At 62.9% G+C, this 26,135-nt stretch carries 25 protein-coding genes and 1 tRNA gene; 11 read left to right on the forward strand and 15 right to left on the reverse strand.

Annotation, left to right across the window (positions count from 1 at the left end):
* Nucleotides 1-41 precede the first annotated feature (41 nt).
* Nucleotides 42-1,577, forward strand: coding sequence for an AMP-binding protein (locus ACMUJL_RS17620; RefSeq protein ID WP_375572091.1), 1,536 nt, complete (start codon nt 42-44; stop codon nt 1,575-1,577).
* A 448-nt stretch (nt 1,578-2,025) separates the two neighbouring features.
* Nucleotides 2,026-2,568 carry a hypothetical protein gene (locus tag ACMUJL_RS17625; protein ID WP_375572089.1) on the forward strand — a complete coding sequence of 181 codons (543 nt, stop codon included), beginning with the start codon at nt 2,026-2,028 and terminating at the stop codon, nt 2,566-2,568.
* Between the two features lie 131 nt (nt 2,569-2,699).
* Here the strand turns inward: ACMUJL_RS17625 and ACMUJL_RS17630 are convergent, their stop codons facing one another.
* The 3 genes from ACMUJL_RS17630 to ACMUJL_RS17640 form a co-directional block, all read right to left on the reverse strand.
* A complete protein-coding gene (locus ACMUJL_RS17630; RefSeq protein WP_375568772.1) occupies nt 2,700-3,656 on the reverse strand; it encodes an IS5 family transposase in 957 nt (318 codons plus the stop codon).
* Nucleotides 3,657-4,242: 586 nt separating this feature from the next.
* The gene (gene ptsP, locus ACMUJL_RS17635) at nt 4,243-6,483 is read right to left on the reverse strand and encodes a phosphoenolpyruvate--protein phosphotransferase (RefSeq protein ID WP_068293261.1); all 2,241 of its coding nucleotides are present in this window, start codon (nt 6,481-6,483) and stop codon (nt 4,243-4,245) included.
* A 79-nt stretch (nt 6,484-6,562) separates the two neighbouring features.
* Nucleotides 6,563-7,822, reverse strand: coding sequence for an aspartate kinase (locus tag ACMUJL_RS17640; RefSeq protein ID WP_068293258.1), 1,260 nt, complete (start codon nt 7,820-7,822; stop codon nt 6,563-6,565).
* A 251-nt stretch (nt 7,823-8,073) separates the two neighbouring features.
* Between ACMUJL_RS17640 and ACMUJL_RS17645 the strand changes: the two genes are divergently transcribed.
* Nucleotides 8,074-8,598: a YbjN domain-containing protein gene (locus tag ACMUJL_RS17645; protein WP_082896386.1), complete on the forward strand. Its 525-nt coding sequence runs from the start codon at nt 8,074-8,076 to the stop codon at nt 8,596-8,598.
* 57 nt (nt 8,599-8,655) lie between these two features.
* On the opposite strand, the gene ACMUJL_RS17650 is transcribed toward ACMUJL_RS17645, so the two are convergent.
* The 5 genes from ACMUJL_RS17650 to ACMUJL_RS17670 all read right to left on the reverse strand — a co-directional run bounded on the left by ACMUJL_RS17650 (nt 8,656) and on the right by ACMUJL_RS17670 (nt 12,566).
* Complete coding sequence (locus tag ACMUJL_RS17650) at nt 8,656-9,303, reverse strand: SDR family NAD(P)-dependent oxidoreductase (protein ID WP_375572086.1); 648 nt, start codon at nt 9,301-9,303, stop codon at nt 8,656-8,658.
* 22 nt (nt 9,304-9,325) lie between these two features.
* Nucleotides 9,326-9,775 carry a DUF1178 family protein gene (locus ACMUJL_RS17655; RefSeq protein ID WP_375572084.1) on the reverse strand — a complete coding sequence of 150 codons (450 nt, stop codon included), beginning with the start codon at nt 9,773-9,775 and terminating at the stop codon, nt 9,326-9,328.
* 129 nt (nt 9,776-9,904) lie between these two features.
* Complete coding sequence (locus ACMUJL_RS17660; protein WP_375572082.1) at nt 9,905-10,381, reverse strand: NUDIX hydrolase; 477 nt, start codon at nt 10,379-10,381, stop codon at nt 9,905-9,907.
* Nucleotides 10,382-10,542: 161 nt separating this feature from the next.
* The gene (locus ACMUJL_RS17665; RefSeq protein WP_375572080.1) at nt 10,543-11,307 is read right to left on the reverse strand and encodes a hypothetical protein; all 765 of its coding nucleotides are present in this window, start codon (nt 11,305-11,307) and stop codon (nt 10,543-10,545) included.
* On the reverse strand, nt 11,307-12,566 hold the full coding sequence (locus tag ACMUJL_RS17670) for a rhamnan synthesis F family protein (protein WP_416914371.1): 1,260 nt from the start codon (nt 12,564-12,566) through the stop codon (nt 11,307-11,309). The genes ACMUJL_RS17665 and ACMUJL_RS17670 overlap by 1 nt, the downstream gene beginning before the upstream one ends.
* A gap of 185 nt (nt 12,567-12,751) precedes the next feature.
* Here ACMUJL_RS17670 and ACMUJL_RS17675 point away from each other — a divergent pair, with 185 nt between their 5' ends.
* Nucleotides 12,752-13,747 carry a glycosyltransferase family 2 protein gene (locus ACMUJL_RS17675; RefSeq protein ID WP_375572076.1) on the forward strand — a complete coding sequence of 332 codons (996 nt, stop codon included), beginning with the start codon at nt 12,752-12,754 and terminating at the stop codon, nt 13,745-13,747.
* 8 nt (nt 13,748-13,755) lie between these two features.
* Here the strand turns inward: ACMUJL_RS17675 and ACMUJL_RS17680 are convergent, their stop codons facing one another.
* Complete coding sequence (locus ACMUJL_RS17680; protein ID WP_375572074.1) at nt 13,756-14,352, reverse strand: ABC transporter ATP-binding protein; 597 nt, start codon at nt 14,350-14,352, stop codon at nt 13,756-13,758.
* Here ACMUJL_RS17680 and ACMUJL_RS17685 point away from each other — a divergent pair.
* Complete coding sequence (locus ACMUJL_RS17685) at nt 14,336-15,760, forward strand: ADP-ribosylglycohydrolase family protein (RefSeq protein ID WP_375572072.1); 1,425 nt, start codon at nt 14,336-14,338, stop codon at nt 15,758-15,760. The genes ACMUJL_RS17680 and ACMUJL_RS17685 overlap by 17 nt on opposite strands.
* A gap of 223 nt (nt 15,761-15,983) precedes the next feature.
* On the opposite strand, the gene ACMUJL_RS17690 is transcribed toward ACMUJL_RS17685, so the two are convergent.
* Nucleotides 15,984-16,057 (reverse strand) — tRNA-Cys (locus ACMUJL_RS17690).
* Nucleotides 16,058-16,212: 155 nt separating this feature from the next.
* Here ACMUJL_RS17690 and ACMUJL_RS17695 point away from each other — a divergent pair.
* The 3 genes from ACMUJL_RS17695 to ACMUJL_RS17705 all read left to right on the forward strand — a co-directional run bounded on the left by ACMUJL_RS17695 (nt 16,213) and on the right by ACMUJL_RS17705 (nt 19,352).
* A complete protein-coding gene (locus ACMUJL_RS17695; protein WP_068289298.1) occupies nt 16,213-16,866 on the forward strand; it encodes a protein-L-isoaspartate O-methyltransferase family protein in 654 nt (217 codons plus the stop codon).
* 56 nt (nt 16,867-16,922) lie between these two features.
* Nucleotides 16,923-18,383 (forward strand): TolC family outer membrane protein, encoded by a 1,461-nt coding sequence (locus tag ACMUJL_RS17700; RefSeq protein WP_416914372.1) that lies wholly within the window; start codon nt 16,923-16,925, stop codon nt 18,381-18,383.
* A gap of 72 nt (nt 18,384-18,455) precedes the next feature.
* On the forward strand, nt 18,456-19,352 hold the full coding sequence (locus ACMUJL_RS17705) for a hypothetical protein (RefSeq protein WP_375572068.1): 897 nt from the start codon (nt 18,456-18,458) through the stop codon (nt 19,350-19,352).
* A gap of 115 nt (nt 19,353-19,467) precedes the next feature.
* Here the strand turns inward: ACMUJL_RS17705 and ACMUJL_RS17710 are convergent, their stop codons facing one another.
* Complete coding sequence (locus ACMUJL_RS17710; RefSeq protein ID WP_068289303.1) at nt 19,468-19,788, reverse strand: DUF6280 family protein; 321 nt, start codon at nt 19,786-19,788, stop codon at nt 19,468-19,470.
* A 211-nt stretch (nt 19,789-19,999) separates the two neighbouring features.
* Between ACMUJL_RS17710 and efp the strand changes: the two genes are divergently transcribed.
* A complete protein-coding gene (gene efp, locus ACMUJL_RS17715; RefSeq protein ID WP_068289306.1) occupies nt 20,000-20,563 on the forward strand; it encodes an elongation factor P in 564 nt (187 codons plus the stop codon).
* Nucleotides 20,564-20,688: 125 nt separating this feature from the next.
* Here the strand turns inward: efp and ACMUJL_RS17720 are convergent, their stop codons facing one another.
* Nucleotides 20,689-21,426 (reverse strand): YgfZ/GcvT domain-containing protein, encoded by a 738-nt coding sequence (locus ACMUJL_RS17720; protein ID WP_375572065.1) that lies wholly within the window; start codon nt 21,424-21,426, stop codon nt 20,689-20,691.
* A 65-nt stretch (nt 21,427-21,491) separates the two neighbouring features.
* Nucleotides 21,492-22,166 (reverse strand): fused DSP-PTPase phosphatase/NAD kinase-like protein, encoded by a 675-nt coding sequence (locus ACMUJL_RS17725; RefSeq protein WP_375572063.1) that lies wholly within the window; start codon nt 22,164-22,166, stop codon nt 21,492-21,494.
* A 143-nt stretch (nt 22,167-22,309) separates the two neighbouring features.
* Here ACMUJL_RS17725 and ACMUJL_RS17730 point away from each other — a divergent pair, with 143 nt between their 5' ends.
* Nucleotides 22,310-23,506 (forward strand): pyridoxal-phosphate-dependent aminotransferase family protein, encoded by a 1,197-nt coding sequence (locus tag ACMUJL_RS17730; protein ID WP_375572061.1) that lies wholly within the window; start codon nt 22,310-22,312, stop codon nt 23,504-23,506.
* Nucleotides 23,507-23,528: 22 nt separating this feature from the next.
* Here ACMUJL_RS17730 and ACMUJL_RS17735 read toward each other — a convergent pair whose 3' ends face one another.
* Both ACMUJL_RS17735 and ACMUJL_RS17740 read right to left on the reverse strand, forming a co-directional pair.
* Nucleotides 23,529-23,909, reverse strand: a complete 381-nt coding sequence (locus ACMUJL_RS17735; RefSeq protein ID WP_068289314.1) for a DUF305 domain-containing protein — start codon at nt 23,907-23,909, stop codon at nt 23,529-23,531.
* Between the two features lie 74 nt (nt 23,910-23,983).
* On the reverse strand, nt 23,984-25,090 hold the full coding sequence (locus tag ACMUJL_RS17740) for a pyridoxal phosphate-dependent aminotransferase (protein WP_375572059.1): 1,107 nt from the start codon (nt 25,088-25,090) through the stop codon (nt 23,984-23,986).
* 147 nt (nt 25,091-25,237) lie between these two features.
* Here ACMUJL_RS17740 and ACMUJL_RS17745 point away from each other — a divergent pair, with 147 nt between their 5' ends.
* The gene (locus ACMUJL_RS17745) at nt 25,238-26,023 is read left to right on the forward strand and encodes a crotonase/enoyl-CoA hydratase family protein (RefSeq protein WP_375572057.1); all 786 of its coding nucleotides are present in this window, start codon (nt 25,238-25,240) and stop codon (nt 26,021-26,023) included.
* Nucleotides 26,024-26,135 lie beyond the last annotated feature (112 nt).

A 26,135-nucleotide genomic window follows, 5' to 3' on the forward strand; every position in this document is an offset into this window, starting at 1 on the left:
TTGCCCAAGACTGCCCCCCGGAGCAGGAGGAGGAGACCGCGATGACCGAGGCTTGGGTAGGTGACGACGACCGGCGCGTGACCCGCGCCGCGCTTGAGACGCGGGCGGCCAAGGGGGCTGGGGCCATGCGCGCACAGGGTCTGGCCGAAGATACGCCCGTCGCGGTGATCATGCGAAACGACCTGACCCAGCTTGAGGTGATGCGCGCGGCCGCCCATGCGGGCGTGGTGATCGTCGCGCTGAACTGGCACGGTGCCGCCGAAGAGGTGGGCGCGATCTGCGAGGATAGCGGCGCAGGGACGGTGATCATCCACCGCGATCTGATCGCCGCGTTGCGCCCGGTGCTTGATGGGCGGCAGGTGATCGCCGTCACGCCGGGCCCGGCGCTTTGCGCAGCCTACGGGATTTCACCCGCCGCTGCCGCGGACGCGCCGGATTGCGCGGAATGGGCCGACCTGGTCGATGCCGCCGAACCCCTGTCCGAAAAGGCGATGACGCGGCCCTTGATGCGCTACACCTCCGGCTCGACCGGCAGGCCCAAGGGGGTGCGGCGCGCCAGCACCGGGGCACGGCGGGATTTCGAACCCGTTCTGCGGCAGGTGGGCGACGAGATGATGCGCCTCTCGGCTGGCGACCGCTTCTTCACCGCCGCGCCGATCTATCACTCGGCCCCCTCGACCCTGACGGCGGCGGCGCTGGTCACGCCGGGCGTCTGCGTGCATGTCGCCCCGAAATTCGACCCCGAGGCCTTTCTGGAACGGATCGCGCGGGACCGGATCACCCATGTCTACATGGTCCCCACGATGATGAGCCGCCTGTTGAAACTGCCCGAGGCGGTCAAGGCGCGGCATGATCTGTCCTCGGTCCGGTTCGTGGTGTCCACCGGGTCGCCATGGCCGCATGACCTGAAGGTGGCGATGATCGACTGGTGGGGGCCGGTGTTCTGGGAAAGCTATGGCGCGACCGAGATCGGGTTCATGACCATGGTGTCCTCGGCCGAGGCGCTGGCGCGGCCCGGAACGGCGGGACGGATGCAGATGGGCGGCACGGTGATGATCCTTGATGCCGAGGGCACCCCGCTGCCGCCGGGACAGGTGGGCGAGATCCACGCCCGCATGGATGTGTTCGGGGGCTTTGACTATTCCAACGATCCCGCAGCACGGGCGGCGGCGGAAAAGCACGGGCATTTTTCCGTGGGCGATCTGGGCTGGCTGGACGCGGACGGGTTCCTGTTCATCACGGATCGGGCAAAGGACATGATCATATCGGGCGGGGCCAACATCTTTCCCGCCGAGATCGAGGCGGTGCTGATCCGCGCGCCCTTCATCCGCGATGTGGCGGTGTTCGGCGCGCCCGATCCCGAGTTCGGCGAGAAGGTCGTGGCGGCGGTGGAGCCGATGCCCGGCTGGACGCCTGATGCCGCCGAGGTCATGGCCTTTCTGGAGGGCAAGCTGGCCCGCTTCAAACATCCGCGCAAGGTGGATTTCCACGCGGCCCTGCCGCGCGAGGACAGCGGCAAGATCTTCAAACCCCGCCTGCGCAAGCCCTATTGGGAAGGCGTAGGCCGCAAGATCTGAGGCCCGTCAGGACGGCCCCGGCCCCCCGTCCCATGATGGGACATTTCGTGGGGTTTTTGTTTTCAATGGGTTGCGGGGGCGCGTTTACCGTTTTTTATCGGATTGAGGGGGATGGCGCGTTTTTCGTGTTCAAGGTTGGTGATGGTTCGGGTGGGGTACAGCCATTCGCTTCATCATCAACGCATAGCTGCTTTGCTGGGCGGAGCGGGAGGTCGAGATATCCACATAATGTCTTGATTTCAGGCGCACCTGTACGCAACTATTTGGCTTGGTGATGTTGTGATTGTTTGTGGAAGCTCATGGAGGGGCCACACAAACGAAACACTGTGTAGGAAGGGAGTAATAACTGTTTTTTCGGGCCGCGCTAGATATAAGCGAAAAGAATGGACCGCCGAATAGGCGTTTCCTAAGTTGTGTCAGATTTGTTGCTGACACAGTTACTCCCGCAGTGTTTTACCTTAATAGCGAATGGTCAAAGCAAGAAACCATTCAAGGGTTTGGTTTGCACGTCGATAACCTCAACCCTATACAGCGCCGTATTCTTAAAGAGCATGATTTGCTCCCTGGCGACCCAAAATCTCTGGAAATGCCCGCGCTAGTGTATCTGATAGAAGGATCATGGGAGAAACCTGCAGATCCAGAAACAGGCGCCATGTCCGGTCTAGTCGTTCTAAAGAGAGAATTTGTGTTGTCGGCCTCGGAAGTGGTGCATCGGGCGCATTTAAGGGATTGTGGATTAAGCGCCCAGACCGCGATTCTTTGCCTCGCTGCAGTGGGTTTGGAAATCATGCTCCCGAATGTATCCTTCAACCTTGTGGCTGATGAGGAAATCGAGCGCATCAAGGAAGATCTTAAGGAAGAGCGACATCAATACCTAGACGCAGTGTCGACACTGGCGCAACAAACTTACGAACGTTTGAAAGACGGTGACCACAAAGACTTATTGCGGTGGGCCGAAAGCGAGGCGGCGTTTAACTTAGGGAAAGTCTGATCAACGGCCTCGGCTGCGCCGATATTGCCGCTTGAGGGCACTATGGGGCCAGACAAGCACCGTTTCCAGTGATTTTGGCGCTGTTTGAGCCGCCTGAGCGGCGTTGATGCCGATTTCCGACAAACTCGTCCTCATGCCAGTAGCCGTCGTCGGACGAGGAACAGGTTGCCGAGCGCGAACAGTGTGAACAGATGGGCCCGGTTCTTTGCCAAACCGCGATACCGCGTTTTCATGTGACCGAACTGCCGCTTGATGACCCGGAAGGGATGTTCGACCTTGGCGCGCACCATGGCGATGATCCGGTTGATCTCCTCGTCGATGGGGTCGAGCTTGCCGCCCTTGGGCGCCTTGCGCATCACACCCCAGACCTTGCCATCCTTGCTGAACGCAGCCTCGCGCTCGGCGCTGACATAGCCCTTGTCGGCCCAGACCGACTTCTCTTCGCCATGGAGCAGTTCATCCCAGACCCGGCTGTCATGCACCTTTGCGGTCGTGGCCTCTAGGCTGTGGACAGTGCCGCTGTCCACGTCGACACCGACATGGGCCTTCATGCCAAAATACCAGTCATTGCCCTTCTTTGTCGAAGACATCTCGGGGTCCCGCGCCCTGGCCTGGTTCTTGGTCGAAGACGGCGCATCGATAATCGTGGCATCCACCAGCGTGCCAGAGCGCAGCGTGATCCCCTTGTCTGCCAGATGCGCGTTCACTTCGGCGAAGATCACCTCGGTCAGCCCGTGACGCTCAAGAAGATGCCGGCAGTTGAGGATGGTGGTCTCGTCGGGGATGCGGTCATAGCCCAGTTCGATCCCAGCGAAGCGGCGCATCGCTTCACTGTCATACAGCGTCTCTTCGGCCATCGGGTCGCTCAGGGCGTACCAATTCTGTAGGAAGTAAATGCGCAGCATCGTCTCCAGCGGCATCGGAGGCCGCCCGCCCTTCGGCCCAACCTTCGGGTAATGTGGCGCGATCAGCGCAAGCAGCCGCCCCCACGGAACCACCGCATCCATCTCTGCCAGAAACTGCTCGCGCCGTGTGATCTTCTTCTTCATCGCGTCGCAAAGGCCGGGAATGGCGGGCTGTTTGGGCATGAACACGGTCTCCTTCGATCGATGCCCGCAGCCTACCACATCACACTGAAACCGGCAGGTTTTTCAGACTTTCCTTAGCCCCAAAGGCGAGGATCATAGAAGAGGCAACTTCTTCATTGGCAGCCCGCCAACTCCGTCAAGCCGGTTACTCTTTCTGGAAGGACGGGGTTCCCGCTATAGGCGCAGCCTACGTTGCTGGTGGCGTCGTGCCTGCTGGGGTAGTCGCCAGCCAAGCAGCATTAAAATCTCTTGTGGATTCAATCAGCACAGGGCGGTCAGAAAGGCTTCTGCCTGAGGTTTCGTATGCAATGAAAATCAGCAAAGCATTGTAGAATGGAAACTGGGCTTTTGACCACCGTACGCAATAGCCCTACTCTGAACATTTGATGCCGTGCGGTCGCCGACACGCGGGGGGGCGATGCGAGGGGTGTTCGGGGCGGTTTATGGTTGCCCGGTCATCGAACGGCGGTTCATGTCGCAACAGTTGCCAAATCGCCGCCCCGGGGGGCGGGTCGGCGATTGCGCGGCGGCGCGTGCCGCGCCTTGATTCCGCGCGGGGGGAGGCGCTGCACTTCCGGGGTGCCCCTCACCCTTGGCTGGCGAGGTATTCCATCACCGCAGGCCTTGCGGTTTCCTCGCCGCGGGCGCGGGCGGCATGGATCACGTCGCGCAGGCCGTCAAGGCGGGTGCGGCGCAGGATCGACTTGACCGGGCCGATGGAGGCGGGGCGCATCGAGAGCATGTCGAAGCCGATGGCGGCGAGGCATGCGGCCTCGACCGGGCGGCCCGCGTCCTCGCCGCAGAAGCTGAGCGGGGTCGAGGTGGCGCGGCAGCGTTCGACGATATTCTCGAGGAAGGTCAGGAAGCTGACATTCAGCGTGTCGTAGCGGCGGCGGACGCGCTCATTCTCGCGGTCGGCGGCGAAGAAGAACTGCTTGAGGTCGTTGCCGCCGATGGAAAGGAACTGCACCTCTTCGAAGAATTGTTCGGGGGCGAAGGCAAGGCTGGGGGTTTCCAGCATCGCGCCCACCTCAAGCCGCTCGGGCAGGGGATGGCCAAGGATGCGTTCACGCTCCATCGCCTTGTCCATCTCGGACTTGGCGGCCAGGTATTCGCCGTACTGGGCGACGAAGGGGAACATCACGGTCAACGGGCGACCATGGGCGGCACGGATCAGCGCCTGCAACTGCATGCGCATCACGCCCGGCTTGTCGAGGCCGACGCGGATCGCGCGCCAGCCAAGTGCCGGGTTCGGCTCGTCATTGGGCTTCATGTAGGGCAGCACCTTGTCCGACCCGATGTCGAGGGTGCGGAACACGACGCGCTTGCCCTGCGCTGCATCGAGGACGCGGGCATAGAGGGCCGACAGTTCCGAGCGTTTGGGCATCTGGTTGCGGACCAGGAACTGCAATTCGGTGCGGAACAGGCCCACGCCCTCGGCGCCTGATCCGGCAAGGCTGGGCAGGTCGGCCATGAGGCCTGCGTTCATGTGCAACCCGATCACGCGGCCGCAGGGGGTTTCGGCACGCTTGTCGCGGATCGAGGTATAGCGTTCCTGCGCCTGGGCCTGCATGGCGATCTTGTCGCGGAAGGCGGAGGCCACGGTTTCCTCGGGGCGCAGGTGAACCACGCCCTGATCCCCATCGACCATGATCAGGTTGCCGTTCAGCGCCTCGGTCGTGATGCGGGCGGCGCGGATCACCAGCGGGATCGCCAGCGCACGGGCGACGATGGCAGCATGCGAGCCGACCGATCCTTCTTCCAGCACGATGCCGCGCAGGCTGCGGCCGTAATCCAGCAGTTCGGCGGGGCCGATGTTGCGCGCGACCAGAATGGGATCGGCGGGCATTTCGGCGCCGGTATCCTTGCCCTGTCCGGTCAGGATGCGCAGAAGACGGTTCGAAAGATCATCAAGATCGTGAAGCCTTTCGCGCAGATAGGCGTCCGTCACCTGTTCCATGCGGTTGCGGGCGTTGGACTGTTCCTTTTCCACCGCCGCCTCGGCGGTCAGGCCGCGGGCGATGTCTTCCTCCATCCGGCGCATCCAGCCCTTGGAATTGGCGAACATCCTGTAGGCTTCCAGCACCTCGTTCTGGTCCTTGTCGCCTACGGTATTGGCCAGAAGGGCATCGACATTCAGGCGCAGCTGTTCCACCGCGCCCTGCAGGCGTTCCATTTCCTTGTGCGGATCTTCCGAGATCGGGTTGGTGACCACCACGCGCGGTTCATGCAGCCAGACATGGCCTTCGGCAGCACCTTCCTGCGCGGTGGTGCCACGGATCAGCACCGATTGCTGGTGACGTGCCGAAAGGGCCGCACCTTCGCCCTGGAAGGCGCCCAGTTCGGTCATCTCGGCCAGCACCATGGCGACCACTTCGAGGGCATAGACCTCATCGCCGGAAAACTCGCGCGCCTCGCGCGACTGCACGACCAGCACGCCCAGCTTTTCGCCCAGCCGCTGGACCGGCACGCCGAGGAAGGACGAATAGATCTCCTCGCCGGTTTCGGGCATGAAGCGAAAGCCCTTTTCCTGCGGGGCGTTGGCGGTGTTGATGATGCTGCCGGATTTGGCGACACGGCCCACGAGGCCCTCGCCCAGCTTCATGCGGGTCTGGTGCACGGCCTCGGCCTTGAGGCCTTCGGTTGCACAGAGTTCAAGCGTTTCGAGATCGCGGAACAGGTAGATCGAGCACACTTCCGTGCCCATCGAATCAGCGATCAGATGCGTGATCTTGTCCAGACGCGCCTGTCCGGCGCTGTCTTCGGCCATCGCGTCGCGCAAGCGGCGCAGCAGCTTGCGGCTTTCGGATTCGGTCTGTTCGGGCATATGGCCTGCCTAGTTCCCCGTTCCGTGCCGGCCCGCAGGTCTGATCCGCGGCCCGCAGGGGGCCACCGATCGCCTTGTCTCAGGCCGATTTTTCCAGTTCGAAGGCATCATGCAGCGCCTGCACCGCAAGTTCCATGTATTTCCTGTCGATGAGGACGGAAATCTTGATCTCGGAGGTGGCGATGACCTTGATGTTGACGCCTTCATCCGAGAGCGTCTTGAACATCCGCGCGGCCACGCCCGCATGGCTGCGCATCCCGATGCCCACGACCGAGACCTTGGCCACGTTGGTATCGGCCTCAAGCCGGTCGAACTTGATCAGCCCGGCCTCGCGCGCATCGTTCAGGGCCTTTTCGGCGCGTTTCATCTGATCGACCGGGCAGGAGAAGGTCATGTCGGTGACGCCGCCGGCATGGCCCTGGTAATTGGTCTCGGACACGTTCTGCACGATCATGTCGACATTGACGCCCGCATCGGCCAGCGGGCCGAAGATGGCCGCGGCGATGCCGGGGCGATCCTCGATCGTGACGAGGGTCATCTTGGCCTCGTCACGCGAGAAGGCGATACCGGAGACGGCTTTGGATTCCATGATAAGCTCCTCGTCGCAGACCAATGTGCCTGCAGTGTCGGTGGGTTCCTCGAACGAGCTGAGCACGCGCAGCTTGACGTTGTAGCGCATGGCCAGCTCGACCGAGCGGGTTTGCAGCACCTTCGCGCCAAGGCTGGCCAGTTCCAGCATTTCCTCGAAGGCGATCTTGTCCAGCTTGCGGGCCTTGGGGCTGACGCGGGGATCGGTGGTATAGACCCCATCCACATCGGTGTAGATGTCACAGCGTTCCGCATTGAACGCGGCGGCAAAGGCGACGGCGGTGGTGTCCGACCCGCCCCGGCCCAGCGTGGTGATCCGGCCCTCGGGCGAGATGCCTTGGAAGCCCGCGACGACCGCGACCTTCATGCCTTCGGCGAACTTGGCGTTGATGTTGTCGGTCGGGATTTCCTCGATCCGTGCGGCGGAATGGGCCGAGGTGGTGATCAGCGGCACCTGCCAGCCCTGCCAGCTGCGCGCGGGGACGTCCATTTCCTGCAACGTCAGGGCCATCAGACCGGCGGTCACATTCTCGCCCGAGGACACGACGGCGTCATATTCGCGCGCGTCGTAGAAGGGCGAGATTTCCTGCACCCATCCGACCAGTTCGTTGGTCTTGCCGGACATGGCAGAGACGATGACGATCACGTCATAGCCTTTTGCGACCTCGACGCCGACCCGCTTGGCGGCGCGCTTGATCCGGTCGAGGTTGGCGACGGAAGTGCCGCCGAATTTCATCACGAGAACGGGCATGGTCTGTCCTTGGTCGCAAGCTGCGCCCGCGTGTAATCCGTCACGGCCCTGCACGCAATATCAATCACGCCGGGGCTGGTGATCAGATGTCCCGGAATGTCCGCCGGTTCCGGGGCTGTGGTTGCGGCATCGCCTCGAACGATAGTCGACGGGCATGGCCTTGCGGGTTGCGGCATCGGGGGCGGCATCGTTAAGCTGGTGCGGGGGCAGGCCCCTGACCGCAGTGACACGAAGAAGAACAGGAGACCGGAATGACCACATCAGCCCTGCGCGCCGGGTTGCGCCCACCCGCACGTATCCGCGCGGCCCGCCAGCTTGCTGCGGCCACCGCCATGGCCTTGATCTGTGCCGCGCCGGTTGCGGCGCAATCGGCCGATGACATCCTGGACGGGTCCGATCCCGGCGCGATCTTGGAAATCGCCCGCGGCTATGGCTCTGCCATGCTGGATGTGGATGGGGTGGGTGACCCCAAGATCAGCGGCCGCATCGACGGGCAGCCCTATGATGTCTTCTTCTATGGTTGCGACGATGGCGGCCGGAACTGCATGTCGCTGCAATTCACGACATGGTATATCGGCACCCGTCCCAGCGCCGAGGTCGTCAGCACCTGGAACGACGAGAACCGTTTCGGCACGGCCTACATCGATCGGGACGGCGACCTTGCGGTCGACATGGACGTGAACCTGTTCGGCGGTGTCACCCGCCGAAACCTGGATGATACATTCGACTGGTGGCGCGTGGTGCTGGACGAGGTGCGCGGCGATCTGGTCGACTAGCCTGCGGTCCATGTGGATGGATATTTGAGGCAAGAAGAAAAAGGCCGCGCGCCCCTGTCAGAAGGGATGCGCGCGCCCGTCCCATGTCTCAAAGCAGCCGGTGGTGTCCAGCGACAGCGCGTCGAAGCGCGCGGCAAGGCCGGTGGCGGACTGATCCACGGTGATCTCGGCGGCGCTGCCGCCCATGTCCGTCTGCACCCAGCCGGGATGGTAGATGCCAACCGCCATGCCGCGCGGTTGCAGGTCGGCGGCGAGGTTGCGCCCGAGGTTGAGGGCGGCGGCCTTTGAGGCGCGGTAGATATAGCTGCCGCCGGGCGCGCGGGTGTCGCTGCCCATCTGGGACGAGATGATGGCGATCTTCGGGGTGCTGGCGCGGGCCAGATGCGGCAGCAGCGCCTGCACCGCCAGGAACACGCCGGTGACATTGGTGGCGAAAGTATCGGCCCAGAGCGGGGCGGGATAACCGTCGTCAAGCCTGTGTCCCTTGTCGGCATAGATGCCCGCGTTGCAGATCAGCAGGTCCACGGGCGCCTTGTCCAGCGTTGCGGCCAGCCGCGCGTGGCCGGCAGAGTCGGTCACGTCGAGGGGGAGCAGCCCGTCGCCGCCCGCGCGCGAGGTGCCGGTGACCTGGTGGCCCTGGTCGAGGTAATGGGCGCGCAGCGCCTGTCCGATGCCGCGGCTGGCGCCGGTGATCACGATATGCATGGGCTGTCCTGTTCTGCTGGGGTCAATTGGTCTTGCGGCGGGGCATGAAGGGCAGGGGCGCGATGGGCACCCCGTCTTCGATCAGGCGGCGCGCCTCTTCGGGGCGGGCCTCGCCGAAAATGGCGCGGTCGGGCGCCTCGCCGTCATGGATGGCGCGGGCCTCGCGGGCGAAATCGCGGCCGACATAGTCAGAATGCGTCTCGATATGCTGGCGCAGTGCGGCCAGCGCCTGTTCGGCGGGGGTGGGCTGCGCGGCAAGCGGGGTGGGGCGCGGCTGATCGGGCTGGGCTGCGGGGGCTGCATCGCGGGCGGGGCGCACACGCGGCGCCATGACGGCCTTGTCCACCGAGGTGGCGCCGCAGATGGTGCAGCTGATCATGCCGGCGCGGGCCAGCTTGTCATAGGCCTCGGACGACTGGAACCAGCTGTCGAAGCGATGGTCATTGCTGCATTTCAGCGAGAACTGGATCATCTGGCCTGCTCTGCGGTCATCGCGCCATCTGCCCCGGGCGCTTGCGGGGTGCCATGGTGCCGCGGTCCACCGGAATGCGCCTGCGCCCTGACTGTATCCAGACATATAGGCTTGGCCCGCGAAATCAAGTCAGCGCCGCAGCCGTCGGGGATCGAAATGGCGGATGATCTGCGCCAGTTCGGGTTCCTGCACGGCCTTGGCGGCCTTCTTCTGGCTGAACCACTTGCGCCGCCGCGCCCCGGATTCGGGATAGTCCTCGGCCAGGTCGCGCACGCGCACGGGGTAGACCATGGCGACGCAGGGCAGCAGCGTGTCCGGGCCCAGCACCTTGGCGTAGGAGAACATGCCAAGGCAGATATCAACGGCCTGACCCTCGACGCCCGCTTCTTCCCAGGCTTCGGTCATGGCGGCGCGGGCGGGGGTGACGCCGTCCATCGGCCAGCCCTTGGGCAGGATCCAGCGCCCCGAGCCGCGGCTGGTCACCAGAAGGATCTGGGTCTTGTCCTTGACCACCCGGTAGCAGAGCGCGGCAAACTGGGTCCGCACATCGCTTTTATGCGCGACCTGTAGCCGGAGCGGCAGCTGCTTGATGCTCTGGACCGTCAAGAACCGGGGCCTTTCTGGATGGCGCGTGGCAGGAAGGCGCCCGGAGGGGCGCGTTGGGCAAGACTACAGCAGGCGGTGCGTCAGTTCCAGTATGTGACAGCGGGTGTTGCGATTTCATTTAAGGGGGGGTGCAAAGCTTTCATCAAGCCTGTCGTTCAGATTTAAGTAGGCTTGGCAGGAGGGTAACAGCCCCCTAGGCGCATAAGGATGTCATAGATAAACATATCGGTTTTGTGATGTTCGCTGAGAAACTCCCGCATTTGAGGAGTCTGAAAAACCGCAGGGTCGAAATGATAGCCGCTCTTGTTCTCGTGCGAGGGAACAGAACTGGCGTTGGCGGTAAGTCTTTCGATCAGCACATCTAACGTTCTCTCTGTCGCAACGAATTCATAGGCTTGCAAGCGGTTCAGGATGTCTTCTTCGGACAGTTGTGATGCGTCTTCTCCAAGCAATACACGCGATTGTTGGTTGAGAAATAGTCCGGGAAAAGACTTGAGGTTTTCAATTATGGCTAATGGTTCATTATTTGCTGAATTTCTAATCGTCTCTGATATCTTCTTGATGTTCTCTGGGTGTGAATTATAGAAACCTTCACCCTTGTGGAATATTTCGATTAACCAGTTGTAATGTGATGTAATTTGCTTGATCGGGTCTCGGAAAATCGAAAAATAAAGCATGTGCCGCGGTGAGCAGTTTGCAAGAAAGGATCTCATTGACGGAAATGAAATATGCCCAGAAACCCAATCCAAGTATCTGATTTTGTCTTTGGCGACTTGGGGGTTGCCAAGCCATTGTTCGATGTGATCTTGCCCAGACAGATGGGATTTTTGCAGATGATGATTTACAGTTGATCCGGCGGTTTTAGGTATGTGAACAAAAACAGTCAGCAAAGAGTGTTTTATTTTGAGAGTGTTTGTCGCCTTCATCAAATTAAACCTGCCTCGAACGCGGCGCGTTTCCAGCCAGTCAAATAGCGTCCGCCATAGGGTCGGGATACCAAAAGTGCCAGTAGTTCGCTGGCCTCGTCAGGTTCGATAAAAGTCGATATCCTGTTTATATCCTCAAGCGAGAAGATCCCGCGGTAAAGGCCGTCGTTTTTCACGAAGGGCAATCCTGTTTCTAGCAGGATGCAAGCGTTCTGATGCACTTGGCTGCCGGAGAGGAAACCTTCGCCCAGTTCCGCGACCACCAGATTGTGCAGGTCGTAAATGTTGATGTCTTCCGCTTTCAAGACATCCTTGATGTAGGTGTACAGGGCATCGAAATTCTCAAGGTAGACCTCTTCGAAGTATTCGTGTGACGACACTTCAACGCCTTTGGTAAATGCGCCGGGGTCCTCCTTGCGGATCGCATACCTGTCTCGAAATTCCACCGCTACATTTTTCAGTGATGCGCGTTTCCATGCGAATATTTTCGATGTCCTGACATTTGCGATTGCGAAATCCATCAACTCTCGATCTGTCTTGATCGCTTCAATATACCGAGACGCGCTGTAAAGTGCGACAAACTGATCAAGCCCTGTCACGCATCGTTTCAGGACTTTGGACAGTTTCAATTCACCATGTTTGATCACGGTGGGGCGAACATCCGTCAGCCGGTAGTTTTTCCAGTATTTCTTGAACAGTTTGTGCCGCAGAACAACTGATCCGATCGCGATGCAGAAGGACCCCATGTGATGCTCTATATCGAAATTCTCGGTGCTGCCGAGAACCTCGATATCGGATGTCATCATGTCTTCGAGAAATTTGGGGAGTCTCTTTTCCGAATAGAACACGCTGTCGTTCAGCATCAGGAGGCGAGGGCATGTCCCCTCCCATCGGCGGGTGAAGAGGTGCAGGAAGCCGGTCTTGTAGCTGCCGAAGTCGCGGCCGAAATTGGGGCGTTCGATATAGCAGTCGACGAGGCCGCGCAGTTCCTCGGGCTGTTTGAGCTTGAGGGTGTTGACACCCAGCACATAGATGCCCTGTGCCCTGGCGGTCTTGATCAGGCGGATCAGGTCGGGGCGCAGGCGGCCCTTCTGGTAGAGCGCCAGCAGCATGATGGGCTGGCCGTCATAGGCTTCCTCGAAATGGATTTTCGGTGATTTGCCGAGTGTTCTGAAGCGCTGATACTCGGACTGGGCGGTGACGATGGTCCGTGCACCCGGATAGAGCATGAAATTGAGAATACGGTTTATGAAAAACATTGATCTGCGCCACGGTATAAGGTGGCGCATACACCGCCACTGGTTAACAACGGTTTGGGTCTATCAGCCGCGCGCGAAATGCGCCAGAGTAAGATGACTTGTGCCGGATTGCTGCCCGCCCATTGGGGCCTGTTTTTCGGCAGGTGACGATTTTGTTTGCGTAACCCGTTTTGTTGTTTGCCCCCATGTCCCTGTCAGGTCCGATCGCCCATTCCCCTTTGCCCTTGACCGACCCTGCCGGGGCGGGCGCTGACCCCGTGGAGCGGGTCACGATCCTGATGGCGACGCGCGACGGGGCGGCCAATCTGGGGGCGCAGCTGGACAGTTTCGTGGCGCAGACGCATCCGCCCGCGCAGGTGATCGTGAGCGATGACGGATCGCGCGACGCGACGGTTGCGATCCTTGCGCGATTCGCGGCCGATCATCCGGGGCTGGGCCTTCGGATCATCGCGGGGCCGCAGCGCGGGGCGGCGGCCAATTTCCTGCATCTGTTGCAGGCGCTGCCCGCCGATTGCGGTCCGGTCGCCTTTGCCGATCAGGACGATGTCTGGCTGCCCGACAAGCTGGCGCGGGGGCTTCGCGCGCTGCGCGATGTGCCGGACGGGCGTCCGGCGCTGGTCGGTGGGCGCAGCTATGTCTGCGATGCGCAACTGGGGCGGCGGCGGTTGTCGCGCATGGCCCCGGATGCGCCTTCGTTCCGTCATGCGCTGGTGCAGAATTTCGCAGGCGGCAACACGATGATGCTGAATGCCGCCGCCGCGCGCCTGTTGCGCGATGCCGCCCCCGAGGCGGGGCGGATCGTGATGCATGACTGGTGGGCCTATCAGATCGTGTCGGGTGCCGGGGGGCATGTGATTTTCGATCGCGCGCCGCTGGTCCTTTATAGGCAGCACGGGGCCAACCAGATCGGGGCCAATGCCGGTTTGGAGGCCGCGCTGCGGCGGCTGGGCTGGTTGCTGAAGGGGCGGTTCCGGCGCTGGAACGCGATCAACCTGCGGGCGCTCGAGGCGTCGGCGCATCGGTTGACGCCGGACAACCGGGCGGTGCTGCGCGACTTTGCGTCGATGCAGCGCGCGGGGCTGATCCGGCGCATGGCCTTGCTGCGACGGCTGGGCCTGTTCCGGTCCGGGGTGTCGGGGCGTGTGTCATTGTGGATGGCGGTGCTGCTGGGGCGTGTCTGAGGGGCTGCTTATTTCATCAGGTCCTGATGGCGTTTGATTGCATCCTCGACATCGTCGAAGACCTCGATCCCCCGATCGTGCAGGACCAGGCCCGCATCGCAGAAGCTGCGGATGTCGGCCATGCTGTGGCTGACCATGATGGCGCTGGATTGGGCCATGCGGGCGCGGAACACCTCGCTGCTTTTCTGGCGAAAGCGGGCGTCGCCGGTCGCTGTCGCCTCGTCGATCAGGTAGGTGTCGAAGCGGATGCCCATCGAGATGCCGAAGGCCAGCCGTGATCGCATGCCCGCCGAATAGGTGCGCACCGGCATGTGGAAATGCTCGCCGATTTCGGCGAAGTCCTGCACGAAATCGGTCAACTCGTCGGTATCGACACCATAGATGCGGGCCACGAAGCGGGTGTTCTGCGCACCGGTCATGTCGCCGTGGAAGCTGCCGGAAAAGCCCACGGTGAAAGAGATCGTACCGTCGCTGATCACCCGGCCGGTATCGGGGCGCAGGGTGCCTGCCACGATGCTGAGCAGGGTGGATTTGCCCGCCCCGTTGCGGCCCAGCAGCGCCAGCGAGCGGCCGCTGGGCAGCGTCAGGTTGAGGTTCGAGATCACCGGGCGGTATTCGCCGCGCTTCCGCAGGATGAGCTTGTGGGGCGCTTCTTTCCCGTGTCGGGTATATCCAAGCGAAGTTGACGATCTGAGCGATGATGATCTGCTTGCTGAATTGGGGGTCGACGAGGATGGAACTGGTCTGTCTGAACTCCGCCATGTGCGATCGGCGTCAGAACGCCGCGAAGCTGAAGACATTGCAAATCGACAGCGCTGTGCTGACTTCATTGAGTTCAAACCGCTATTCGCAAAGGTTCAAGAAGAACTCGACGCGGGTCTGCGCCAGACAAGGCCGTTCGAACTAAAAGCCGAAATCCAGAAGAGCAGCTGGTTCATCGTGGACGGTCAGAAGGCATACGTCGCCGAAATGGGCGAAGTATTCACTAACGCTCAGGGACGCACCGATGGCCCCACAGGCAGTTCCCGCATGGCTCGGCATGCTGTTCAGCCCAAGCAGCGCACCACCGCCATCGACCAGCTGCGTTGGGCACAGGGCGCGCTAATAGGCCTGCTAGTGGGCGATGCGCTGGGGTCGCAAGTGGAGTTCCTTGACCCCGCCACGATCTGGGCTCGGCATCCGGGCGGCTTGCGCGACTTGCTGCCCGGCGGTACGTGGAACTTGCTGGCAGGGCAGCCGACCGATGACGGTGAATTAGCGCTGGTCTTGGCTCGAGCCTTGGTCGCCGGCGGAGGGTTCGACCGTGACCGTGTTGCGAAAGGGTATATCGACTGGATGGCCTCTGGCCCCTTCGATGTTGGCTCCACCACGGCTGAAGGCATCCACGCGCTAGCGGGCAGAGGCAAACCGAAATCTGTCAGTCAGGCCAACGGGGCCTTGATGCGGGTCGCACCCATCGGCATCGCAGCAGCGGGCTATCCGGCCAAAGCGGCGGCATGGGCTAGGCAGGACGCGGTGATGACCCACCCCCATCCTGTCTGCCAAGCAGCCTCTGCCGCCTTCGCGGCGGCTATCGCGGCAGGAGTGGCCGGGGCCAATAGCCACGCGATGTGGGCCGAGGCTTATGCATATGCGGGCGAAGACGCGGGCGGCGCGGAAATTCGTCAGGCACTGTTGGAGGCGCGAGAGGGACTTCCGCCCAACTTCACGCGCAACCAAGGCTGGGTTCTGATCGCCTTCGGCAACGCTTTTCATCGCCTGTGGTGTGCACAGGACTTTGATGAGGCGCTGGTCGAAACGGTCATGTCTGGAGGTGACACAGACACAAACGGGGCCATAACTGGCGCGCTTTTGGGGGCGGCCTACGGGCGCGATGCCATTCCGCAGGCGTGGCGGTCACAAGTGCTAGGCTGCCGCGCTGTCCAAAGAGCCGGCGTAATACATCCACGCCCGGTGACCTATTGGGCCGATGATGCGATGGAACTGGCGGAAGCCTTGATCACAAAACAGTAAATACAGCAAGAATTCTTTCCGGGGCTATTGTGGGGTCGATTAGTCTTCGACCCTACAAACGGTTTTTTTCGATCGGATACGACACTTATGCATCCAAGAAGTTCGGCAGTTCAGCCTTAGCGATGCGTAGCAATCAAGCGCAAAATTTATGGCGGGCTCTATGGTGGGTAGTAAAAATTGATCGCTTAAAAGCTGAATAAAATCAATGCTCTAAATAGGAATTTGGAGGCGGGTACCGGAATCGAACCGGTCTACACGGATTTGCAATCCGCTGCGTAACCTCTCCGCCAACCCGCCGCCGAGATGGCGATGCAACTAGCGGATATTCCGGGCCGCTGCAAGACCTCAGACGAGAGCTGCGGCAGATCGCACGAGGCGGCGCATTCTCGTTGCCCAGCCCCCGACGATGTGACAAAAGACGAAAGCAGAGACTGAACGGAAGAGTTTAGCTGATGACAGATTACGCCGCGCGCCGCACCACCATGGTGGATACGCAGGTCCGTCCTTCGGATGTGACGAAATTCCCCATCATCGAGGCGATGCTTTCGATCCCGCGCGAGGAATTCGTGCCCGACAACCGCCGCGAGGCGGCTTATGTGGGCGAAAATCTGGATATTGGCGCGGGACGCGTGATGCTGGAGCCACGCACGCTGGCCAAGATGCTGGATGCGCTTGATGTGCAGCGCGACGAGATGGTGCTCGATCTGGGCTGCGGGCTTGGTTATTCCTCTGCGGTGATCGCGCGCCTGGCCGAAGCGGTCGTGGCCGTGGAAAGCATCGAGGCACTGGCCTCCGAGGCGCAGGATATCCTGTCGCGGGAAGGTGCCGACAACGTGATCCTGCATCAGGGGCCGCTGGCCGAGGGTGCAGCACAGCATGGTCCCTATGATGTGATCGTGATCGAAGGGGCGGTCGCTGAACTGCCGGCCTCGATCCTTGATCAGTTGAAGGACGGCGGGCGCATCGCCTGCCTTTTCATGGAGGGGGCGCTGGGCGTCGTGCGCATCGGCTACAAGCTGGACGGCGGCATCAGTTGGCGGTTTGCCTTCAATGCCGGCGCACCTGTGCTGGCGGGCTTCGAGAAACAGGCAGCGTTCAGCCTTTGAATGGACAATGGGGGCGCGGCGGCAGCGCCCCAGACATCAGTTGACGGGATGAAGCGATGGCACGGATGACCAAAACCACGGCGCACAAGACCAGCAGCGGCAAGGCAAGACACTTGCACAGGTTCGTGGCGGGGGTGGTCGCCGGGATGCTGTTCCTCGGGGCGCCCGTGGCGGCCGTGTCCGAAACCCTCGCGGATGCCCTGGCAGGGTCCTACACGAATAGCGGTCTGCTTGAACAGAACCGCGCGCTTCTGCGGGCGGCGGATGAAGATGTGGCCGTGGCGCTGTCGGCGCTGCGTCCGGTCGTCAGCTGGGTCGGCGACGTGACCTACAACAAGGGCGAGCAACGAGCCCTGGCGGTCGGCAACCTTGTGCGCGAAACCGAAGAAACCACCGCGTCCCTGGGCCTGTCGTTCGAGATCGTTCTCTATGATGGCGGCCGGACGCGCATGGGCGTGGATATCGCCAAGGAATCCGTGCTGGCGACGCGCCAGTCGCTTCTGAGTGTCGAGCAGAGCATCCTGTTGCAGGCCGTGCAGGCCTTCATGGATGTCCGGTCCAATACCGAGATCGTGGCCCTGCGGCGCAACAACGTGCGCGTGATCACCCAGGAACTGCGCGCGGCGCAGGACCGTTTCGACGTGGGCGAAGTGACCCGGACCGATGTGGCCCTGGCCGAGGCGCGCCTGGCTGGCGCGAATGCGTTGCTGGCGCAGGCCGAAGGCGATCTGGCCGAGGCGCGCGCCTTCTACCGCTTTGCCGTGGGGCGTGATGCGAATGCGCTGGCCGCTCCGCCGGCCCTGCCGGCGCGGCCCGCATCGGTTTCGGCGGCGCAGGACCTTGCGATGCGCAGCCATCCCGACATCCTGCGTGCGCAGCACGAGGTGACCGTGTCGGACTTGCGTGTACTGGTGGCCAAATCGGCGGCGATCCCGACCGTGCGCCTTCAGTCGCGTTACGGGGTGACCGAAGATCTGAACAACACCGATTACAGCCGCAGCGGCAGCATCGGGATCGGCGTGTCCGGCCCGATCTACCAGGGCGGGCGCAATTCCGCGCTGGAGCGGCAGGCGATCAACCGCGGCACCGCGGCCCGTTCCGCGCTTTACGAGTCGACGCGGCGCGTGGCGCAGAACGTCAGCACGGCCTTTGCCCGTGTCGATGTGGCCCGTGCCGCGATCGAGGCCAGCGACCGGCAGATCCGCGCGGCCCGCACCGCCTTTGAGGGGGTGCGCGAAGAGGCATCTCTTGGGGCGCGCACCACGCTGGATGTGCTGAATGCCGAACAGGAATTGCTGGATGCGCAGGCCAACCGGATCACGGCGGTGTCGAACCAGTATGTGGCGGGCTACGGCCTTCTGGCCGCGATGGGGCAATTGACGGCGCAGAAGCTGCGTCTGAACGTGCAGGTCTATGATCCCAGCGCCTATTACAACCAGGTGCAGCGCGCGCCCAGCAAGATCAGCAGCCAGGGACGCCAGCTTGACCAGGTCCTGAAGTCTTTGGGAAGAGAGTAAAATACTTTCTATCTGTTGTGCGAACTGCTGGCAGAGGCTACACTTGCCACGAGGCGAGAGTGGTAATTCGACATGAGCGATCCTGTGACCAATGTGGCAATCGAGGACGTCTTGTCCTCCATCAGGCGGCTGGTGTCCGAAGATGCCCGCGTGCGTCCGCTTGGGCTGCGCGCCGAGTCTGAGGTGCCTGAGGCCTCTGCAGGCAAGCTGGTGCTGACGCCGGCGCTGCGTGTCTCTGCCCCCGCTGGTGACGACGCTGGTGACGACGCACAGGGCGAAGCACAGCAGGATGCCGCAACCGAGGCAGAGCCGTCCGCGGTCGATCAGGATCATTCCGAAGACGCGCCGACGCAAGACGCCGTGCAGGGCGACCTTTCCGATCAGCTTGCAGAGGATGATGCCCACCACCCCGCCGAGGTGGAGATGGCGCAGGACGGTGACGATGCCGCCATGGCGTGGGAAGACCATCTGGATGATGCGCGCGATACCGCGCCTCTGCGTCTGTCGGATGCGCTGGTGGCCGATATCCCCGAAGCCATGATCGACATGGCCGAGGAGGCGGGCGATGCGGATGCAGCGCCTGAGGACATGGTGTCCGAAGCGGCTGAAACCCATGACGCCTGGACGATGTCATCCCCGGCGCCCGAGGGTGGCGAGGCGATGATTGCTGATGTCGAAGATCCGGCTGCATCGGCGGATTTCGTCTTTGCATCGTCGCGGGATGCTGCGGGTTATGAGGATGCGACCGGACAGTCGGCGGCTTATGACGCTGCCGACGACGGCGAACCCGCAGCCAGCATTTTCCGCGACGAAGATACCATTCTGGACGAGGAAAGCCTGCGCGAACTGGTGGCCGAAATCGTCCGCCAGGAATTGCAGGGCGCGCTTGGCGAACGGATCACCCGCAATGTGCGCAAACTGGTGCGCCGGGAAATCCACCGGGCCCTGACAAGCCACGAGCTTGAATGACGGCCTGCCTGGGCGGTTCACAAACCTTTTTCATCGCATGATCTGAAACGAAAAATGCGCCCGTGAAAGGGCGCATTTTTCGCGACTGTGCCCCGCCGTCAGGCGGGGCCGGGGATCAGGCTGCTTCGGCCTGATGTGCGGCGTTGCGACGCTCGCTTTCTTCGCGCGACAGGGCGACCGAGGTGCGCACACCTTTGGCCACAAACTCCATCAGGCCGGCCACAACACGCTCGTTGGGGTCGATCCCTGCGCAGGACAGTACTTCACGGCCATCGCGCGAACGCGCCCAGCGGGCGATTTGCTCGGGGCCATTGCCGTATTTCTTGTCATCGGCGATCGCGTCATCCAAAGCTGCCAGCACAACGGCCGCAAACAGTTTGCGTGCACGGTTGCCCTGCTCATTATTGAAGGCGGTGCCGTCAACGAAATCCTTCATGATTCGTCCTTTGTTATTGCTCTTGCGTTTCTGGCGTGGCGCTCCTTATGACGGATCGGATCCGATTCGGATAGGCTGTTAAAACATGGCTGTCATGCACGGATTGCATGGCTTGTGCTCAATCTGCCTGTATTTCGTCTGCTTGCCACGCAGGTGAACCCCAGATATAGGTGCGCCCTGATATTCATCAACCTTCTGGTCAGGTTTACCCATGCCCAAAATCAACGGAAACGAAATTCGCCCCGGCAATGTGCTGGAGCATAATGGCGGTCTGTGGGCCGCGGTGAAAGTCGATCATGTGAAGCCCGGCAAGGGCGGTGCCTTTGCCCAGGTCGAAATGCGCAACCTGCGCAACGGATCCAAGCTGAACGAGCGCTTCCGCAGTGCCGACAAGGTCGAGCGCGTGCGCCTGGACCAGAAGGATCAGCAGTTCCTGTATGAGCAGGACGGCATGCTTGTCTTCATGGATTCAGAGACTTACGAGCAGATCGAACTGCCGGTCGATATCCTGGGCGAGCGTCGTCCCTTCCTGCAGGACGGCATGATGGTCCATATCGAATATTATGACCAGGAAGCGCTGAACGCGACCTTGCCGCAGAAGGTGACCTGCCGCGTGGCCGAGACAGAGCCCGTCGTGAAGGGTCAGACCGCGGCCAACAGCTTCAAGCCGGCGATCCTGGACAATGGCGTGCGCATCCTTGTGCCGCCCTTCGTCGGCCAGGATGAAGATGTGATCGTGAACACCGAACTGATGGAATATGTCGAACGCGCCTGAGGCGTCGCTGACGATCCGATGTGCAAAACCGCCCCGGCTGGGGCGGTTTTCTTTTTTGCGGTGCCGATGCTGCCGTGACGCAGCGTCATGCAGCAGATGCAATGCTTTCCGGGCTTTTCCGGGGGTCAGTCCTGCAAAAGCGTCACGTCGGCCGTGCCTGCCTGCATCGGCCCTGTGGCGCGGTCCAGTCGCAGATAGGCGATGCCCTGTCCGCCTGACTGGGTATAAAGGATGCCTGCCGGTTTTTCGCCCGCGGTGATCTCGGTGCCGACGGGGGCCGCGCCTTTGACCGCGACCCGCACCAGACCCTTGCGCAACTCGGTCTTGTGCTTCATCCGCGCGGTCACTTCCTGCCCCACATAGCAGCCCTTGCGGAAATCGACGCCATGCAGACGTTCGAAACCGGCCTCGAGGATGTAGGTTTCGGGCGTCAGTTCGATCCCTGTTTCGGGGATGCAATGGCGCACGCGGATGGCGTCCCAGTCGGTGCCGTCATCGCCCGTTGTGTCGCCGTAAAGCCGCCAGCCCAAGTCGGGGTGGCGCGGATCGGGCAGGGCGCCCGCGGGGGCGGGGCATGTGCCGCGCTGCAGGCAGAGCCCGGTTTCCGCGATCCGCACATCGGCGCGCAGCTTGTACATGGTCAGCCGCTGCGCCAGCGCGGGCCCAAGATCGGCATCCACGTCCAGCAGGATGTCGTCCCCATCGGCCCTGAGGAAGAAATCCGCGATATACTTGCCCTGCGGTGTCAGCATCGCGGCATAGACCAGCGCGCCGCGATCAATCCCGGCGATGTCATTGGTGATCAGCCCCTGCAGGAAATGGCGGGCGTCGGCACCGCTCAGGCGGTAGATGCGTCGTGTCATGGCTATGCGGATCCGGGTTCAGGCGTGATCAGGATATGGGGCGCGGTGGCGGGCTGCAACAGCGGTTAGCGGCGGCTTGCGTCGAATGCCACCTGAAGGGCGGCCGCGTCGTATTCATGGGCGATCCAGTCCTCGAACGCGATCGGGTCCTTGGCATGGCGCGCCTCATACCAGTCCAGCATCATGTCCAGTACGCCCGTCTTGGTGAATCGCAGGTGAATGTAGCGCGGCGACAGCATCCGGCGCGCGGCCTGCACATCCTGGCCCATCATCACCATCAGGTAAATGGCGCTGGCCAGGCCCGCGCGATCCGCGCCCGATTTGCAATGCATCAGGAAGGGTTTGTCGATGCTGCGGAAGGCCGCGATCAGGTTCTGCACGGCCTCGCGCGTGGGGGCGCTGCGCGAATGCAGCGGCGCACTGATCATGGTCATGCCGAGGGCATCGAGGCTTTCGCGTTCGAAGTGGAAGGCCCATTTCTCGGATGAGGCACGCAGGTAGAGGACAGTCTTGATCCCCATGGCGCGGTAGCGTTTCAGCCGCCAGTGGCCGGGCTGGTTCGAGCGGTAGACACCCGGCGCGATCTGGTCGAAATTGCTCCAGAGATGGCGCAGGATGGCGTGGTCCATGAACTGATAGGCCCAGAAGGCGCGACGCCTCTGACCGGGATCGGACAGGTCGCCTTCGGTCGGCAGCCGCGCAGGGCGGTCCCTTCGCAGCAGTCGGGAAAGCGGGTTCATCGTGATCCTTTGGCCTTTTCTCTGGGCGATGATGTAATGGCTTGGGGGCGCGCTGGCAAGTTTGCCGCCGGGGCAGCCCGCCAGAGATTGACGCCGCCCGGCAAGGGGATAGTGTCGCGCGGTCACGTTCTCGGAGATGCCACATGAGCCTTGCCCACGGTCGCCCCTATCTGGCCATTCCCGGCCCCTCGGTCATGCCCGAAGAGGTGCTGCGCGCGATGCACCGTTCCGCGCCCAATATCTATGAAGGCGATCTGGTCGCGCTGACCGACAGCCTGATCCCCGACCTGCGCCGGGTGGCGCGCACGGAACATGCGGCGACCTTCTACATCGGCAATGGCCATGCGGCATGGGAGGCGGCTTTGGCCAATGTGGTGGCCGCAGGTGACCGGGTGCTTGTCCCCGCGACAGGGCGGTTCGGCCATGGCTGGGGCGATATGGCGGCCGGGCTGGGCTGCGATGTGCAGGTGATCGACTTCGGCAAGCGGTCGCCCTTTGACCTGAACCGGATCGAGGACGCGCTGCGCGCGGACACCGATCACCGGATCAAGGCGGTGCTGGCCAGCCATGTGGATACGTCAAGCTCGGTGCTGAACGATATCGCGGGGCTGCGCGCGGCGCTGGACGCGGCGGGGCATCCAGCCCTGCTGATGGCCGATTGCATCGCGTCATTGGGCTGTGACCGGTTCGAGATGGACGCCTGGGACGTCGATGTGATGGTGGCGGCCAGCCAGAAGGGGCTGATGGTGCCGCCGGGCCTTGGTTTCGTGTTCTTCGGGCCGCGCGCCGCCGAAGCGCGCGCCCGGATGGAGCGGGTCAGCCGCTATTGGGACTGGGTGCCGCGCGCGAACCCCGAGTTCTTCTTTCAGTATTCGGGCGGCACGGCGCCGACCCATCATCTTTACGGGCTGCGCGCCGCGCTGGACATGATCCATTCCGAGGGGATCGAGGCGATCTGGGCGCGGCATGACGTGCTGGCCCGCGCGATCTGGGCCGCCTGCGAGGCCTGGGGGCAGGGTGGGCCGCTGGAGTTGAACATCGCCGATGCCGCGCATCGCAGCCGGGCGGTCACCGCGTTGCGTATCGGTGCGCCCTTTGGCACGGATCTGCGCAAATGGACGGAACATCAGGCTGGCGTGACGCTGGGCATCGGGCTTGGCATGGCGGAACCGGGCGATCCTGCGTGGCACGGGTTCTTCCGTATCGGCCATATGGGGCATGTGAACGCCCATATGGTCATAGGCGCACTGGGCGCGATTCAGGCCGGGTTCATGGCACTGGATATCCCGCATGGGCCGGGCGCGCTTGATGCGGCGGCGGGCGTGATGGCGCAGTGGTAGCGCCGCGGCGCCACCCGCGCGATCATTCGATCCCGCGGGCCTTCAGCCAGGCGCGCATCCAGGCGATTTCCTCTTCCTGGGCGGCGATGACGGCCTCGGCCAGCCTGCGCACCTCGGGGTCGGCCCCGTGTTCCAGCACGATGCGGGCCATATCGACCGCGCCCTGATGGTGCGGGATCATGCCCTGGATGAAGTCCACATCGGCATCGCCCGTGAAGGGGATCGCCATGCCGGAATGCATCGCGTCATTGGCAGCCTTGAAAGCCTGCGTTGCCGGGCTGTCATCGGTACTGGCCGCGCCATGGCCCATGGCGGCGTGGTTCATGGTGGAATGATCGGTGCTCTGGGCAAAAAGCGCCGTGCCGCACATGGCCGCAACAAGGGTGACGGGCAGAAGTCTCATGGGGGTGGTCCTGTGTGGAATGCGTCCTGGCGTCTTTATGGACCCATCCTGCCTGACCGGCTGTCACATTTGCGTCAGCCGCGGGCCTCTTGCAGGGCGTCGGGCAAGGCTGCGGCCAGCAGGTCCAGATCGGCGGGCGTGCCGCAGCTGATGCGGATGCAGCGGTTCTGGGGGGCGACGAAGGGCATGCGTACGAAAATGCCGCGCTTGACCAGCCCCTCCAGCACGCGGCGCGCCAGCGCGCCGTCGCCGCCGCAATCCACGGTCACGAAATTCGTGGCCGAGGGCAGCGGGACCAGGCCATTGTCGCGGGCGATCTGCGCGATGCGGTCGCGGGCTGTTGACACCTCGGCGCGCACATGGGCCATCCAGTCCTGATCCTCAAGCGCCGCCAGCGCGCCCGCCAAGGCCGCGCGGTTCATGCCGAAATGGTTGCGCACCTTGTTGAAGGCATCGATCAGCGGGGCGGCCCCCAGCGCATAGCCCACGCGCGCGCCGGCCATGCCGTAGCCCTTGGAAAAGGTCCGCATCCGCACGACGCGCGGATCGTCATGCGAAACGGGCGCGGCGGTGCCTGCGGGCGCAAGATCGATATAGGCCTCGTCCAGCACCAGCAGCGTGCCATCGGGCAGCGCATCGAGCGCTGCGGCGATGGCCGCACCCGTGTGGTGGCTGCCCATCGGGTTGTCCGGATTGGCCAGATAAACCAGCTTGGCGTCCACCTCGGCGGCTTTGGCCATCAGGGCGGCAGGGTCTTCGTGGTCGCCGCTGTAGGGCACCTTGTGCAGCACGCCGCCAAAGCCCGCGACATGGTAGTTGAAGGTCGGATATGCCCCGTCCGAGGTGACGACCGCATCGCCAGGCCCCACCATGAGGCGCACGAGATACCCCAGCAGCCCGTCGATCCCTTCGCCGATCATGATGTTGGCAGGCGCGCAGACGTGATGGGCGGCAAGGGCGTGGCGCAGGTCATGCGCCTCGGGGTCGCCATACATCCAGATATCGGCGGCGGCCGCCTGCATCGCGGCAATCGCGCGGGGCGAAGGGCCAAAGACGCTTTCATTCGCGCCCAGTCGCGCAGCGAAGGGGCGGTTCAGGCTGCGTTCCTGCGCCTCGGGCCCGACAAAGGGCACGGTGGCGGGAAGGCTGGCGGCAAGCGGTGTCAATCTGGGTCCGGTCATGGTGCCAGATAAACCGGGGGCGCGGCTTTCGGCAAGGGGCTGATAGCGGCCTCTCGCCCCGGAAGGGGCGGCAAAATTCCCCAACGTCGCGCTGGATCGGCGCGCGGTTTGCGGCAAGACTGAACGCCACGCAAAGGAGGAGCGCCCATGGACCGCGTCAGCATAGAGATCAAGGACCATATCGCCCATGTCACCCTGACACGGGCCGACAAGATGAACGCGGTCGACCCGGCAATGGCCGAGGCCGTGGTCGCGGCGGGCACCAGCCTGATCGACAATGCCGATATTCGTGCGGTGGTGCTGTCGGGCGAAGGGCGGGCCTTTTGCGCGGGGCTGGACGTGGCCAGTTTCGCGGCTTTCGCGGCCCAGGACCCCGAGGCGCGGATCATGCCGCGCAGCCATGGGGACGCGAACCTGATGCAGCAGGTGGCGCTGGTCTGGCGGGCGGTGCCGGTGCCGGTCATCGCGGCGCTGCACGGGGTCGCCTTCGGCGCGGGTTTCCAGCTGGCGCTGGGTGCGGATGTGCGCATCGCGGCACCTGACACGAAACTTGCGATCATGGAGATGAAATGGGGGCTGGTCCCCGACATGGGCGGGATGGTCCTGCTGCCGCAACTGACCCGGTCAGACGTGATCCGCCGCATGACCTATACAGCGGAACCCATTGATGCAAAACAGGGTCTTGACTGGGGGCTGGTGACGGAGCTGGCGGATGATCCGCTGGCCGCCGCCCGCGCGATGGCCGCGACGATCGCGGGCAAAAGCCCCAGCGCCATGCGCGCGGCCAAGCGTCTGATCGGTCTTTCCGAACAACAGGATGCAAAAACGGTGCTCTGGTACGAAAGCCGCGAGCAGGTGGACCTGATCGGCAAACCGCATCAGATGGAAGTCATCGCGGCAAACCTGCAGGGCCGCGCCCCCAAATTCGGCTGAGGCTTTGCGGGGCTGCGGTTGCGCCCTGGATATTTGAGGCAAGAAGAAGCCGGGCGCGCGCCTGGATTCTTCTTGCCGGAAATATCCTCGGGGGGGCGTTCAGCGCAGCTGA

It is taken from the genome of Seohaeicola sp., from assembly GCF_048006315.1.
GTDB lineage: Bacteria > Pseudomonadota > Alphaproteobacteria > Rhodobacterales > Rhodobacteraceae > Seohaeicola.